The sequence below is a fragment of the Desulfuromonas sp. CSMB_57 genome (assembly GCF_020194955.2).
Lineage (GTDB): Bacteria > Desulfobacterota > Desulfuromonadia > Desulfuromonadales > Syntrophotaleaceae > JAFCIY02.
Genome location: NZ_JAFCIY020000047.1, coordinates 13,598 through 27,581, shown reverse-complemented (window position 1 = coordinate 27,581; position 13,984 = coordinate 13,598). Strand labels below are relative to the sequence as shown.

12 protein-coding genes are annotated in these 13,984 nt (G+C 57.3%); 7 read left to right on the top strand and 5 right to left on the bottom strand.

The genetic code is table 11. The features are described from left to right. The coding region (locus tag JQN68_RS12825; protein ID WP_249621230.1) for a hypothetical protein at nucleotides 1-301 on the bottom strand (301 nt) is incomplete at its 3' end. A gap of 768 nt (nucleotides 302-1,069) precedes the next feature. On the opposite strand from JQN68_RS12825, the gene ycaC reads away from it, so the two are divergent. From ycaC to JQN68_RS12810, 3 genes are all read left to right on the top strand, one after another. Beyond that, the gene (gene ycaC / locus JQN68_RS12820) at nucleotides 1,070-1,693 is read left to right on the top strand and encodes an isochorismate family cysteine hydrolase YcaC (protein WP_225073334.1); all 624 of its coding nucleotides are present in this window, start codon (nucleotides 1,070-1,072) and stop codon (nucleotides 1,691-1,693) included. Between the two features lie 94 nt (nucleotides 1,694-1,787). Beyond that, on the top strand, nucleotides 1,788-2,231 hold the full coding sequence (locus tag JQN68_RS12815) for an SRPBCC family protein (RefSeq protein WP_249621229.1): 444 nt from the start codon (nucleotides 1,788-1,790) through the stop codon (nucleotides 2,229-2,231). Between the two features lie 219 nt (nucleotides 2,232-2,450). Continuing rightward, entirely contained in the window at nucleotides 2,451-2,918 is a 468-nt protein-coding gene (locus JQN68_RS12810; protein ID WP_225073336.1) for a hypothetical protein, read from the top strand. Nucleotides 2,919-3,230: 312 nt separating this feature from the next. Here the strand turns inward: JQN68_RS12810 and JQN68_RS12805 are convergent, their stop codons facing one another. The 3 genes from JQN68_RS12805 to JQN68_RS12795 form a co-directional block, all read right to left on the bottom strand. Then, the gene (locus tag JQN68_RS12805; RefSeq protein ID WP_225073337.1) at nucleotides 3,231-5,066 is read right to left on the bottom strand and encodes an SLC13 family permease; all 1,836 of its coding nucleotides are present in this window, start codon (nucleotides 5,064-5,066) and stop codon (nucleotides 3,231-3,233) included. Nucleotides 5,067-5,376: 310 nt separating this feature from the next. Beyond that, nucleotides 5,377-5,679, bottom strand: coding sequence for a MoaD/ThiS family protein (locus tag JQN68_RS12800; protein WP_225073338.1), 303 nt, complete (start codon nucleotides 5,677-5,679; stop codon nucleotides 5,377-5,379). A 117-nt stretch (nucleotides 5,680-5,796) separates the two neighbouring features. Continuing rightward, a complete protein-coding gene (locus JQN68_RS12795) occupies nucleotides 5,797-6,495 on the bottom strand; it encodes a carboxymuconolactone decarboxylase family protein (protein WP_225073339.1) in 699 nt (232 codons plus the stop codon). Nucleotides 6,496-7,028: 533 nt separating this feature from the next. Here JQN68_RS12795 and nosP point away from each other — a divergent pair. The 4 genes from nosP (at nucleotide 7,029) to JQN68_RS12775 (ending at nucleotide 13,118) form a co-directional block, all read left to right on the top strand. Beyond that, nucleotides 7,029-8,189 carry a nitric oxide-sensing protein NosP gene (gene nosP, locus JQN68_RS12790; protein ID WP_349632323.1) on the top strand — a complete coding sequence of 387 codons (1,161 nt, stop codon included), beginning with the start codon at nucleotides 7,029-7,031 and terminating at the stop codon, nucleotides 8,187-8,189. Between the two features lie 6 nt (nucleotides 8,190-8,195). Then, nucleotides 8,196-9,359, top strand: coding sequence for a GGDEF domain-containing protein (locus JQN68_RS12785; protein WP_225073341.1), 1,164 nt, complete (start codon nucleotides 8,196-8,198; stop codon nucleotides 9,357-9,359). 233 nt (nucleotides 9,360-9,592) lie between these two features. Beyond that, nucleotides 9,593-10,696, top strand: coding sequence for a hypothetical protein (locus JQN68_RS12780; RefSeq protein ID WP_225073342.1), 1,104 nt, complete (start codon nucleotides 9,593-9,595; stop codon nucleotides 10,694-10,696). Nucleotides 10,697-10,886: 190 nt separating this feature from the next. Beyond that, the gene (locus JQN68_RS12775; protein WP_225073343.1) at nucleotides 10,887-13,118 is read left to right on the top strand and encodes an APC family permease; all 2,232 of its coding nucleotides are present in this window, start codon (nucleotides 10,887-10,889) and stop codon (nucleotides 13,116-13,118) included. Nucleotides 13,119-13,300: 182 nt separating this feature from the next. Here JQN68_RS12775 and JQN68_RS12770 read toward each other — a convergent pair whose 3' ends face one another. Next, complete coding sequence (locus JQN68_RS12770; protein WP_225073344.1) at nucleotides 13,301-13,795, bottom strand: LA_2272 family surface repeat-containing protein; 495 nt, start codon at nucleotides 13,793-13,795, stop codon at nucleotides 13,301-13,303. Nucleotides 13,796-13,984 lie beyond the last annotated feature (189 nt).

The window sequence follows — 13,984 nt, the reverse complement described above, 5'->3', positions numbered from 1 at the left end:
GATTATCCTTCGGGTCGGTAAATTCAATGGGCGCCCAAGCCGGATCGTGCGTCACCCGAATCACCGAGTGGCCATGCAGCCAAACCCGTTCTTCCTCTGTCAAGGACAGGCGGCCGGCGCCGTAAGAAGGAGGTTGCCCGTCCGCCTGGAGCGCGATCGTGCTGATACCGTTGGCTTCCGTCGGTTTGGCTGAATTCTGCCCGAAGGCAGAGCTGCCAAACAGCAGTGCCGTCGTTGCCGCCAGAGCCAAGACGGCAAGCCGGATCAGAATTTTTTGCGGCCCGTCAGGCTTGTTTGCCATGTCTTATTTCCTTCGCCCGACCTGCAGACGGGCTCCCCAAAGCGCCAAGGCAAGCACAGCTTGAAATGGCGTGCCACGGGGGGTGTAGTAGAAGTCTTCAAGATCAATCAGATTAAGGATTAAAACAGCACAATTGTTGCGCTAAAACATTGTCAAGTCAAAGTATTTCTATCGCGAAGAGTTTGCAGGGTATTGCTAACATGGGGGCCTGTCAGTATTGGGGTGGACCAATCTAAGCCTTTGATATTTGGATAAATTCTCTGATAATGGCCCTTCTATAATCACCTGCAGGCCGATTTCTGGGGGCCAAATCAGGCTATAGCGTGTGTCCAGCCGGAGTTTCCGGATGGACACCAATTAGCGAAAACGACGCATGAGCGCCTGCTGGGAAGAGCGCTACCATGCTAAATCCATCGAATCCGGCGAGCATCTGCGCCATTGTCTGGTATAAATCAATCTGAACATGGTTCGGGCCGGCGTGGTTAAGCATTCGACAGAATGACCCTTTGACGGATGCCACGAAGTTCAGGGCAATTGCCTCCGCAACCGACTCCTTGATTTGGACCTCCTTCCCGGGGTGGCTGAGGCAGATGGTCACGAAACCTTGGCGAGGGGTTGTTGGGTATGGATCGAAGAAGCGTTGTGCCCGGAAAAACTGAAACGCATAACAAGCTGGATGCAGGCGACAACAAATAGCCGCGCCTGATTCACAATGTTGGGCAACGCAACCGACCCATATCGGGTCTCAACCCAAGGAGGGAGGGAATCATGACTAAATCGTTCAAGTACACGCGGCTTTCGAAGGACGACGCAGCCTGTCTGCTGGTGGACCACCAGTCCGGCCTGATCTCCCTGGTGCAGGACTTCTCTCCTGGTGAGTTCAAGAACAACGTATTGGCGCTGGCGGCCAGCGCCAAATATTTCCAGCTTCCCACTATTCTGACTACCAGCTTCGAGAATGGCCCGAACGGTCCATTGGTGCCGGAACTTAAGGAACTGTTCCGGGACGCACCGTACATCGCCCGCCCTGGCAACATCAATGCCTGGGACAATGACGAGTTTGTCGACGCGGTCCGCAAGACCGGACGCAAGCAGCTCATTATCGCTGGGGTAGTCACGGAGGTTTGTGTTGCCTTTCCGGCGCTTTCGGCCGTTGAGGCGGGTTACGACGTGTTCGTGGTCACCGATGCCTCTGGGACGTTCAATGAAGTCACTCGTCACGCAGCCTGGGCACGCATGAACTCGGCTGGCGTGCAACTGATGAACTGGTTTGGGGTGGCCTGTGAACTGCACCGCGACTGGCGCAACGACATCGAGGGGCTTGGTGCGTTGTTCTCTGAGCACATTCCGAACTATCGGAACCTCATCACGAGCTACCTGGCCATGAAGTAGCGAAATAGAACGTGTTGTCCCGAAACCGATTGCCGTGGACGGTCCGTTGCTCGGTCCGCCGCTGAAACGGAGCGTTGAGCGATAGGAAAAATAGATGAAGACCTTGACCTACTCGATCAGAATCAATGCGCCAAGGAAAAAGGTGTGGCAACATATGCTTGATCCACTGGACTACCGCCGATGGACTCAACCCTTTTCGCCAAATTCAGAATTCATCGGGGAATGGGAACAAGGTGCAACAATCAAATTCATAGATCCAAGCATGGGCGGCACCAAAGCAACGCTGGATGAGGTAGCACCCCATGAGCGACTCAAGGCCAGGCATATTGCGATAATCAACAAGGATGGCACTGAAGACGTGTCGAGCGGGCTGGCCCGCACTTGGATTGGATCCACCGAGATGTATATTTTCAACGACACGGATGGCTCGACAGAGTTGCACATCGAGATCTGCACCCATAAAGATTACGAAGAGATGTTCAATGCTGGCTGGCCTCAAGCATTGGAAATATTGAAGACCATTTGCGAAGAGGGATGATAATCAATGGTTTGCGAGAAGGCCCCCGAGCAGCCAATTCAGCGTACCCATGACTGGCGGGCGTGCTTTGTGGGTACGTTGTGTCAATGAGTGCGCGTCGTGGGTCCGCTGGTTGGTATATGTATATCCGTCGGTTTCTGCAGCATGTCCTGCCGCCAGGCAAGCGGCTCGCCGCTTGCCTGGCGCCCGATTTCGACCAACGTTCGGTGAGGAGATGAGATGAACCTATTCAAGTCACTAAGGCTGCAGTTCCGGCCTCCCAAAATCGACGACCCCGACTTTGGGCAACTGACGTTCATGTACATCTCCAACCATCCCGAGCATTCTTACTGGGAGGCCGAGTGGATATTCCCTCCTACCGGCACACCTGTGAGTATCGGACTTGATGGTGATGAATCCGGCCCGAGGCCGGACACCCGAGAGTGGCATCTTGACCTGCCTTCCCGTTTCGACAGGATTCTGGAATTAGCAAGGCCGGGACTGGCGAAGGTATTCAAGTCGTGGCTGAGGCAAGACTTGCCGGAGGATATCTTTACTGCCATGAAGCTGTCTGGGTTTGGAGTTGAGGATCCACGGGCGCAGCCTATAACCTGGGATGTTTCCTTCGAAACAATCGGAGATACCTGGCTGGGAATCACCATTCCCTTCCAAGGTGAGGAACCAAAAGACGCAACTGTGGACACATGAGGGCACCGAACCATTCAACTCTGCTGCCGGAGATACAGCAGTGGTCCTCGAAAATTCCTGCCTGGGGCAAGGTCGCTACGCCGCCGCTAATTTTAATTATTTATCTTCAAAGAACTGCGTTCGGTAATATTGGCAAAATATCATCTTGTTTGAGCAACGTAAAAATTGAAGTAGTCCGATAGCACAGGGCGTTTATCTGACCCCTCTTAACCTTGTCTTGGTCCGTCATCCCCCCAACAGTGGCATTGGAAGATACCTATTCCCGGGCCAGGAATTTGAAACGATGGGGGTGGCCCTGCCTCCTATCCGACTTCAGGGGGCAAATGGAAAAATAAGCGGGATCAACACGAGACTCAGCAGCATGACGATCAGGGTGAACGGTACGCCCACTCGAACGAAGTCGAAGAAATTGTACTCGCCCGGTCCCAACACCAATGTGTTCACGGGTGACGACACAGGGGTCATAAAGGCGGCCGACGCCGCCAAGGCCACGGCCATGGCGAAGGGATACGGAGATAATCCCAGCTCATCGGCGACAGCCAAGGCAACCGGTGCGATCAAGACCGCCGTGGCCGTGTTGGAAATGAACAGTCCAAATGCCGCCGTGAGCATGAAAATGGCGGCCAGCATGGTGGTCGGTCCGGCGTTTCCCAGCGCCCTGAGAAGCACGTCGGCCATCATGTCCACGCCTCCGGTATTTTGCAGCGCCAGGGAGAACGGCAGCATGCCGACAATCAAGATGAGGGTCTGCCATTGGATGGAACGATACGCATCATACATGTCGATGCATTGGAACAGGCCAAGCAACAGACATCCGATGAGCGCCGCCTGCACGTTGGGCACGATTCCCGTTACCATCATGGCCACCATGACGACCAGCACGCCGATGGCGATGGGGGCCCGATTCGGTGCAGCGATGACATCTTCCACTTCGGCGGGCATATTCAACACGACCAGATCCTGAAAGTCGGTTTGATGGCGTTCGATCGCCCGCCATGGACCGGCCACCAGCAGGGTATCCCCGACGCGCAGCGACTCGTCGAGTATGTTGCCGGCGATGGGCGACTGCCCGCGTTTCAGGCCGACGACGTTCAAGTCGTGTTTGGAGCGAAAGTAAGCGGACAGGACCGTTTCGCCAATCAACTTGGAATCCGCCGTAATCATCAGTTCCGCCATGCCGATGGCTTGGGATTTATCCGTAAAGAAGTTGCCGGAAAGGGGGAGCTTCTCGAGAACGAACCGCTCACAAAGCGCCTCGATCTCTGCCGTATTGTTTTGTAAATCCATGAACAGGGCGTCCCCGGCCTGCAACTCGGTGTGCGCCGTCGGCTCGACAATGACGGTTGAGAAGAGTTTTTGACGTTCGATGGCGATGATGTTCACTCCCGACGCCGCTCGCAGATTGAGCTGGTCAAGGCGTTTGGCCACCCACGGCGATTGCGGGGTAAGCCGGAGGCGATACTCTCGTTCGGCAAGGCCGTAGGTATCGATCCACTCGGCAAGTCGGGGTCGAGCCGCTGCGATTTTGCCTGTTTTGTCTTTGCCGGCCAGCCATCGGCGCGCGAACAGCATGTAGGCGATGGCGCACAGGAGGATGGGAATTCCGAAGGGCGTGAAGGCGAAGAAATGAAATCCGGCGTGGCCCTTGCGCGCAAGCTGGCTGTTGACGACGAGGTTCGGGGCGGTCGCAATGAGCGTCATCATGCCGCTGATCAGAGCTGCCATGCTGAGCGGCATCATCAATCGGCCTGCCGCGATGCCGGCGTTACGGGCGATGCGAAGGACCGTCGGGATGAATATGGCCACAACACCGGTTGAACTCATGAAGGAGCCGACGCCGGCCACGATGGCCATGAGAAGGGCGACGAGACGGGTTTCGCTGCTCCCGGCCTTTTTGACCAGGAAATCACCCAGGCCCTGCGCCACGCCGGTACGCACCAGCCCTTCGCCGATGACGAAGAGCGCGGCAATCAGCACAATATTGGGATCGCTCAAGCCGGCGAGGGCATCGGACATGGTGATGACGCCGGTCAGGGGCAACACCGTCATCATGATCAGGGCGACGGCATCCATGCGCGGACGGTTCAGGGCAAACATAACCATGGTGGCAGCCAAGAGCAGGAGGACGAAGGCCAATTCCGTGTTCATGCATTTTCCTTTGGTATCGGATCAACCAAACAATTGAAATGTTGAATTGCTTCATAATCATTGATCCTCAAAGCCGGCCATGGACCGATTCGAGTGGGCCCAATCAGAGCTATCAGCAGGCGTTGAGAGGACGTCTTTGGAGCTCAAGTCTAGCAGTGTTGAAAAAAATCATGAAATAACTTTTTCAGCAAGCTGTTAAGACGCCCCCATAACTCCCAAAACGAACAACAGCCCCGGTCCGAGGGTCTGGCCGGGGCTGTTGTTCGTTGGGGGACATGGTTGCTGAATGGCAAGGCACCTTAATGGAACATTAATTTTGCAATGCGTTGTCTCTGCGAAGGCAGAAGGTGAGCCAATCCGATCCCGGTATGCCGGTAGGGATGAAGGCGACGCGATCGCCGGGCATGATGGTTCGATCGGGCGGATAGGCAAAATGATTGACGAACACGCCCTCGATTTTTTCGATGGGCAGCTTGAGCTCCCGGGCAATATCCAGCGCATGGCGCCCTTCGGGCGGCAGGTAAACTTGGGCGGTCGACGGCAGCCCTGACTGTTGTCGTACGGTATGCAGAACACCGAACATGCGGATGGTCGTGTTGGGGATGGTATTCATGATGGGACACCTCGCCACTTTCGGTCGGAGTGAATGAGCTGCGACAAAGCCGGTCCGCCGTTTCGGACATGGCAGGCCGGAACAGCATGGTTGTCGAAGAAAATCATGACGCACAGACTAGGCCAGCACGTTGACATCGGGATTTTCATCACCGAACTTCTCCCGGAGCAGAACCATTATTTCCTGACGTGTCTTACCTTTGTCTTCCAGATTTTTGATGGTCTGATAGGCCTCGAACAGGGTTGACGGTCCGATATCCGAGGCGAAGGTGCCGATGCCGCCGTTCCAGATGAGCAGGGAAAATAATTCGTCCAGTTCGGCCACGGTAACGCCCAGGAAATAGGCTTTCACCAGTTCGCGGGTCGCCTGCCGCAGTCGGCCCGCCCCGACACCGTTGGCCAGAGACAGCAGTAACTTGGTTTTGGTGTCGATGGCGGGAGTTTCCTTGCCCCAGGTCAAATTCCAGAAATTGACCGCGATATCCGCCAATCCATTGTCGATTTTTTTGAAATTCAGCAGGGCGGTCGGTTTAAGGGGCGCGTCGCCGGTACCCGGAAAGGGCGCCTCCTTTTTCTCTTTCCGGAAAAAGTAAGCCCGATATTCCTCATCGGACACCTTGTCGGTGACATGTTCGAACCCAAGGGAGGCCATCGCCGGGTACAGGGGCACGGGATCAAATGTCTGAACCACGCAGATCCCGTCCCCCACCTCCACCTGGCCGGCCTTTTTGAGAAAACCCGGCAAAAAGTTGCTGGTCAATTTCCTCACGTCCACGATTCCGAAGCGGTCTTTCTGCTTGGTCCATTCCTTTTCCATGCGGGTTTCCTTTCATTGAATGCGGTCACGAACCTTCTCCTGGATGACCCCTTCGCAGCAGTTGGGTCTCGCGATGGATTAGGCAGAGGGCCATGCCCGTCGCAAAAGTTTTGCTATCGGTCATCATTTGCTGACAGCATAACAGCCGCGCTTTTTTGAGAAATTGATAACAATCAAGTTGCTGTTCAACCTTGGCGGAGCAGCACCTCATGCCGCACAAATCGCGGGCCGCATGAACCCATCCCTGGGATTGGTTGGCGCCATCCGGGTGCCGGAAACCCTCGGCGTAGGTGGCTCGCGACCCGGCATCCAACCGTTGCACCATAAATTTATTGAACAGGAGGGCGCAGGGTGATTTGGGGCCTTGTCAAAAAAAGATTCATCCCCTTTAGCCGAAGAAACTATTGAATTGTCATAAATTTATATTTAAAATAGGGTTTTAAAAATTGCCCATAGGCCGATTGAGGGAATAAAATCCGGGCAATAGGCATTTTCCCCGGGAAAAATTGGCAAATCAGGTTCCATTGCAGGAGATGTCGACCATGCCCACGCAAAAAATTCGCCTGGCGCATTCGTGTGCGACGGACGCTCGCCAGGCAGTAGGGGAATTTTATTCGGCGGTTGCACAACCGGACATGGAACTGGTGATCTTTTTCTGTTCCAGCCAGTACGACCTGCGGGTGTTGGCTGAGGAAATCAACCGACTGTTTGCCGGAATTCAGGTGGTGGGGTGTACTACCGCCGGGGAGATCGGGCCGGCCGGTTATCGTTCGCACAGCTTGTCCGGAGTCAGCTTTCCGGCAGGCAGTTGTGTGGCCGTCAATGGTCTGTTGGATCAGTTGAGCCGGTTCGACATCGCCACCGGGCATGACTTTGTTCAACGACTGTTGCAGCAATTGGAAAGCCGGGCCCCCGCAGCCGGAGCGGACAACACTTTGGCGTTTCTGCTCATCGACGCCATGTCCCGGCGCGAGGAGCCGGTCGCCCATGCCTTCCAGTATGCGCTGGGAGAGATACTGCTTTTCGGAGGTTCGGCGGGCGATGATATGAAATTTGTCAAGACCGACGTTTATGCCGATGGACGGTTTTTTTCGGATAGCGCCGTGCTGATCCTGCTCAACACCTCCTGGCCCTTTGAAATCTTCAAGACCCAGCACTTTGTGTCCACCGCACAACGCCTGGTGGTCACGGCGGCGGATCCGGCCAAGCGCGTCGTTTACGAGATCAACGGCCTGCCGGCCGCCGAAGAATACGCGCGCCTGGTGGGGGTGGACGTGCATGAGTTGAGTGCTCTCAGTTTCGCCGCGTCACCGGTGGTGGTGATGATCGACGGCACCGACTATGTGCGCTCCATCCAGAAAGTCAATGCCGACGGCAGTCTGTCTTTTTACTGCGCCATCGAGGAGGGGGTCGTGCTCCGCGTGGCCCATGGCGTGGACCTGGTGCATAATCTGGAACAGACTTTCGAGCACATCCGGGAAAAAATCGGCTCGCCGCAACTCGTGTTGGGGTGCGACTGTATCCTCCGCAACCTGGAAATTGTCCAAAACGATTTGCAGGAGAGTGTCGGCGAAATCTTCCGGCACTACAACACCGTCGGCTTCAGCAGTTACGGTGAACAGTATCGAGGTTTGCACGTCAACCAAACCTTCACCGGTTGTGCCATCGGCACGTTCCGGCAACCGGCAGGATAACCCGTGATGTCTGACCTGGCGAAGCAGGACGAACCAGCCATGCAGGCGGAAATCACTCGCCTGAACAAGATCATCCAGGCATTGATGAATCGTGCCGAACGCACTGCCAGCCTACAGGGGTCCGACTTCAACCTGTTCCAGGCGGCCATCACCCTGGAGGACCAGGTACGCCGCCGTACCGCGGAGCTTGAAGAAACACGGCAGGCCATGGAGAAAATCACTCGTACCTTGCGGGAAAGCGAAAACCGCTATCGCCTGTTGGTGGAAAATTCGCCGGTGAGCATTCATGAAATCGACATGGCCGGCAGGGTGACTGCCATGAACCGCGCGGGGCTTATCATGCGAGGGGGCAAAGAGGAATCGGAGGTGCAGGGCACCTTCTATCTGGATGCGGTCAGTGCCGAGGACCGGGGACGCATCGGGGCTCTGCTTGCCAGAGCCTATGTCGGTGAAAGAAGTGACTTCGAATTTAATGCCGAAGGTCCCGGCGGAAAAATCCTCAAATCGTGCTTTGTGCCCATCCGGAACAAACAGGGTGTCATCGAGAAACTGATGGGCATCACGGAGGATATCACCGAGCGCAAACGCGCCGAGGAGCAGGTTCGCAAACTGGCCTTCTACGACACCTTGACGCAGTTGCCCAATCGTCGCCTGCTCATCGACCGTCTGGGACAGGCGATGGCTGCCAGCAAGCGCAGCAGGTGCTATGGGGCGGTCATGTTTCTGGATCTGGACAATTTCAAGTCACTCAATGATTCGCACGGGCACGATGTGGGTGATCTGCTCCTCATCGAGGTGGCGCATCGCATCGCCCGCTGCCTGCGTGAGTCGGACACCGTGGCGCGATTCGGCGGCGATGAGTTCGTAACGATGCTCCTCGAGTTGCATGTGGATAAGCAGCAGGCGATGGAGAAGGCGGGCATAGTCGCGGAAAAAATTCGCGCCGTGATTGCCGAGCCCTTCCTGCTTGCGTGCAAGCAGGAAGGGGGGGCGGAGGTCATCGTGGAACATCATTGTACCTCGAGTATCGGTGTTGTGGTGTTTCGCGGTCAGGAGGAGGCCCGGGAGGACATTCTCAAGTGGGCCGACATGGCGATGTATCAGGCGAAGGCACAAGGGCGCAATGCAATCCGATTCTTCCATATGCAATCCGATCCGGCCCGGCATTGATGGGGAATTAAACACGGGGATGACCCCATGAACCTGTTGAAAATGCATGGTTTGGAGTGAGTTTTTGCCCAGAGAGCGGTTGCTGGACGATTTTTAGCAGAAAATTCAGGGCAACAGGTTTTTTCTACTGTAACTGTTCAGCACAGGGGCTCGGGATGGGAGGAACAAGCCCCTGCTCCACGATGCTGATTAGTTTCTTTCGGCTTAACTTTCTTGAAGAATCGCCAAGGCACATGAAAGGCCTCAAACTGACAATCGGGTTCTCGCCGAACAAGACCCGGAAAAAGGATTTGCTGGGACTCCGCGCCTTTCGGCAGCACATCGCCGATCTGCATTTTCCGCACTACAACCCGCATATAGCCGCCAGCGGCCGGCCTGCGGATCCGCGGATATCGCCGGGTGAGGCGCGCCGGCGCACCATGGACCTCATCGCCTGGAACGAGCAGCATACCGGTTTTAAATTCACCCTCCTGCTCAACTACCTGCTCCACGACAACTATGACGTGGTGGTCGACAATGTGCGCAAGGAGTTCTATCCCCGGGGGGTGCGGAGTTTCGTTGTCGCTGATCTGGAACTGATAAAACGCCTGAAGGACGCGCTGCCCGACTGTGAAGTTCAGGGCTCCTGCCTGTCGCACCGCATGACCGAAGCGGAACTCGAAGAGGAACGCAGGGTCGGGGTCGTGCTTCACAACCCTTCCGTCAACATCATTCGCAATCCCGCGCAATTGGCGCGCAACCATCGGGCAGGATTTGCCCAGAAGGTCATCGCCTTCGAGGGTTGTCTCCATAACTGCCCGGAAGAAAACTCCCTCTACGGACACCGCTGGCACCTGGCCCGCAGTCTTCACCAGGACCGGTTTTATTGTAGAAACCCGGAGGTCACCTTGGACCCGCGGGTCTTTTTCAAGGCCAATTGGGTCACCATTGCCCGCCTGAAAACGCTGCTGCCCTTCATCAGCGTTGTCAAGCTACCCCGTAGCGGCAATTCCGTCCTTTCCGTAACCCGACAATTCATGCACCTCTACAATACCAACGCTTCCTACAATGTCGCCGACTTCATCACTTCCGGATATATTAAGATTATTGAGACATACATCGGCGCAATTCCTTCGCACGTGTTCACTGACGATTTTTTCGAAACCGTCGACCACTGCACAATGAACTGCCAAGAGAGAGGCTGCAGGCTTTGCTTTGACGTAATGGATGAAATCAGAGCAATAAACGGCGGGCCAAAACGGTACAGCGTCTTTACCCAGGCGCATCGGCGGGTGCGGAACTTGCTGCGCAGCACTCTGAATAAAGCGCCCTGGTTCGGGGTGGATTCTGCCGAATAAGAGAGGTCGCCGGAGTGCCTCTGAATTTGGGATGCACCGCTCGGGGCTTCATTGAAGTCTTCCAGGGGGGCGGGACCCCCGGAAACTGTAGGTTTTTTGCTGGATATTTGCAAGAGTGCCAGGTAATGAACAGGGCTGAGGCCGGCCGGCATTGGGTCGCCGAATAACCTGTTATGGAAAGGTGTCCGCCATGTCCCTCGTCCCTCCCCCCATCCGGACCCGCCTGTTCACATCGCAGCCCGCCGATAACCAGACAGCCGGCAAGCTCGGTACCTTCATCGGCGTCTTTACACCGACGATCCTGACCATCCTCGGCGTCATCATGTACCTGCGCTTCGGTTGGGTGGTGGGACAGGTCGGGCTGTGGCAGGCGCTGCTGATCGTGGTTCTGGCCAATGGCATCACCTTTATCACCGCGTTGAGCTTTTCCGCCATCGCCACCAACACACGGGTCGGCGTGGGCGGCGCCTATTTCATGATCTCGCGCAGTCTGGGACCGGAGATCGGCGGGGCCATCGGCATCCCGCTGTTTTTTTCCCAAGTGCTGTCGGTGACCCTCTATGCCTTCGGTCTGGCGGAATCCCTGCGCTTTGTCTGGCCGGCCATCCCCGTGCCGGCAGCGGCTTTCTGTATCATCCTGCTGGTAGGCGCCCTGGCCTTTCGCGGCGCCGGCACCGCCCTGCGCCTGCAGTTGCCGATTCTGCTGCTGATCGCCCTGTCGCTGCTGGCCCTGGCCGGCGGCGTTTATTGGAGCGACGGTGCCGGGCGGCAGATGGCGCACGGTGCCTTCGGCGAGTTCGGCTTCTGGGCTGTTTTTGCGGTCTTTTTCCCGGCGGTTACTGGCATTATGGCCGGCCTCAGCCTTTCCGGCGACCTGGCCGATCCGCGCCGCTCTATTCCCCGGGGCACGGTACTGGCCACCCTGACCGGCTTCGCCGTCTATCTGCTAATCCCGGTATTGCTCTATCTGGGCGCCGATGCCGAGGCCTTGCGGGACGATTCCCTGGTGTGGACCCGCATCGCCCTGTTCGGACCCTGGCTGGTGCTGCCCGGTCTATGGGGGGCGATCTTTTCCTCGGCCGTCGGCTCCATACTCGGTGCACCGCGCACCTTGCAGGCCCTGGCCATGGATCGCCTGGCGCCGCGCTGGCTGGCCACCGCCGAGCCGGCGGCGGAACCGGTTGCGGGTTTGCTGGCGGCTCTCGTCATTGCCCTGATCGCCGTGTTTCTGGGTGATCTCAACACCGTGGCCGAAGTGGTCACCATGTTTTTCCTCAGTGTCTATGGCACGGTGAACCTGGTGGCCGCCCTGGAACACCTGTCCGGCAATCCTTCCTGGCGACCCGAGGTCAAAACGCCGTGGTGGCTCTGTCTGGCCGGTGCGGCAAGCTGCCTGGGGGTGATGCTGCTGATCAATCCCCTGGCCAGTCTGGTGGCGGTGCTGGTGATTTTCGCCCTGTGGCTGCTGCTGCGCCGTCGCGAGCGCCGCGAAGCCTGGGGCGATGTACGCAGGGATTTATTCGAGGCCACCATTCGCTGGGCGCTGGTGCATCTTGCGCGCCGGCCGATGACCGCGCGCAACTGGCGGCCTCATGTTCTGGTTTTTGTCAGCAACATCGATCGGCGCCTGCCCCTGGTCCGCTATGGGGCCTGGTTCAGCCAGGGTCGCGGGGTGGTCACGGTTTGCGAGTTGGTGGTCGGCGATCTGCTGCGCCTGGAACTGGATATCCCCGAGCGGGCCCGCCATATGAATGAGGTGCTGCGCCAGGCCGGGATCACGGCCTTTGGCGAGGTCGACGTGGTCGACAACATCGAGCAGGGCCTGATGGCGGTGGCCCAGGCCAACGGTATCGGTGACATGGCCAGCAACACCATCCTCCTCGGCTGGCCCGACGATCCGCAACGGCTGATCCACTTTTTGCGGGTCATCCGCCCCCTGAGCCGTCTCAGTCGCTCCCTGCTGCTGGGTCGGGTGGAACCCTTGGCGCCATTGCACGAGGGCCGGCCCCGTACCATCCATGTCTGGTGGGGCGGCCTGCAGCGCAATGGCGATCTGATGCTGCTGCTGGCCTACCTGCTGTCGCGCAATCCCGAATGGCTCAATGCCCGCATCCGGATCATGAGCGTCGCTTCCAACCGGATGGCCGCGGATCAGACCGAACGCCTGCTCGCCAAACTGATTCCGGAGGTCCGCATTGCGGCCGAGGTTGAGGTCATGGTCAAGCCTGAAGACCAGAGCGTGACGCAGATGATTCACTCCCGAAGCGCCGACGCGGACCTGGTGATCCTTGGCCTGGCCATGCCTGCCGAGGGGCAGGAAGAGGATTATGCCGGCCGGATCACGGAACTGGCGGTGGGGCTGCGGTCCTTCTTCTTTGTCCACAACGGCAGCTTGTTCATCGGAGAGCTGGTTTCCCAGTGATGGCAGGTTGTGGCATCAGTAGTGCCCTCAGCTGACACAGAAAGGGATTCCCGAGCAGTGTTTGAAAGGGGAGACTGTCCTTGCCCGGAAGGGAATGATGAACAGCGTTCAGATGGTGCCGAAAAACCAAGCCCTGGCGGTGCGGCATGCCCGACGCCCGCCAGGTCCCGATGGAGGCTGGATCAATAGCGCCAGTTGACGAATATCATGGCCGGGGCCACTTCCTGGGGCAGGCCGGTGAACCATCTTTGGGTTTGGTTCATGATGTTGAGCAGACCAATCTGGACGCCTTTGTCCGCGGTGTCCGCAAAGTTGATGAATCCGAGTTGCAGGCCGTGCAATTTCCCCGCGTAGTTGAACGCCCCCCATTGCAAACCCTTGAAACTCCCCGAAGCATAGTTGACGAAGGCCAACTGAGCGCCGCTGTAGCTCTCCGCATAGTTGGCCAGGAAACCGAGGGACAGGCCGGAGCTGGCGCCCGTGGAGCCGTTGACAATACCGAGGGCCAGCGCGCTTTGTGGATTTTCACTCCAGATGCCGAGGGAAATCCCGTCGATGCGGGTGGCCCTGGAATGGATGGCGATATCGGGGGTGACACTCAGCTGGAAGCTTCTGGTTTCGGCCCAGGCCGAGGAAGCAACGAGACAACTCAAGACCACCAAAACCCATTTTTTCATTTTCATCTCCTCCATTTCAAGGTGTGTGAATTCCACGAACCGGCCCGCTACCATAGTGGACCTGCCGCGACGGGCAAGCATGCGATTGCAAGACATGCGCCCGCATGGCCGTGTTACCTCCCACGGCATACCCCTTGTTGCCCGGACAGCATAAATTATAGGTGCGGTTCTAGGATATGCAAACAGGTC

Coding starts and splice junctions, on each gene's coding strand:
- JQN68_RS12780 (WP_225073342.1), top strand. CDS start 9,593: ATGAAAGGCCTCAAACTGACAATCGGGTTCTCGCCGAACAAGACCCGG.
- JQN68_RS12775 (WP_225073343.1), top strand. CDS start 10,887: ATGTCCCTCGTCCCTCCCCCCATCCGGACCCGCCTGTTCACATCGCAG.
- JQN68_RS12785 (WP_225073341.1), top strand. CDS start 8,196: ATGTCTGACCTGGCGAAGCAGGACGAACCAGCCATGCAGGCGGAAATC.
- JQN68_RS12805 (WP_225073337.1), bottom strand. CDS start 5,066: ATGAACACGGAATTGGCCTTCGTCCTCCTGCTCTTGGCTGCCACCATG.
- nosP (WP_349632323.1), top strand. CDS start 7,029: ATGTCGACCATGCCCACGCAAAAAATTCGCCTGGCGCATTCGTGTGCG.
- JQN68_RS12800 (WP_225073338.1), bottom strand. CDS start 5,679: ATGAATACCATCCCCAACACGACCATCCGCATGTTCGGTGTTCTGCAT.
- JQN68_RS12770 (WP_225073344.1), bottom strand. CDS start 13,795: ATGAAAAAATGGGTTTTGGTGGTCTTGAGTTGTCTCGTTGCTTCCTCG.
- JQN68_RS12795 (WP_225073339.1), bottom strand. CDS start 6,495: ATGGAAAAGGAATGGACCAAGCAGAAAGACCGCTTCGGAATCGTGGAC.
- JQN68_RS12810 (WP_225073336.1), top strand. CDS start 2,451: ATGAACCTATTCAAGTCACTAAGGCTGCAGTTCCGGCCTCCCAAAATC.
- JQN68_RS12815 (WP_249621229.1), top strand. CDS start 1,788: ATGAAGACCTTGACCTACTCGATCAGAATCAATGCGCCAAGGAAAAAG.
- ycaC (WP_225073334.1), top strand. CDS start 1,070: ATGACTAAATCGTTCAAGTACACGCGGCTTTCGAAGGACGACGCAGCC.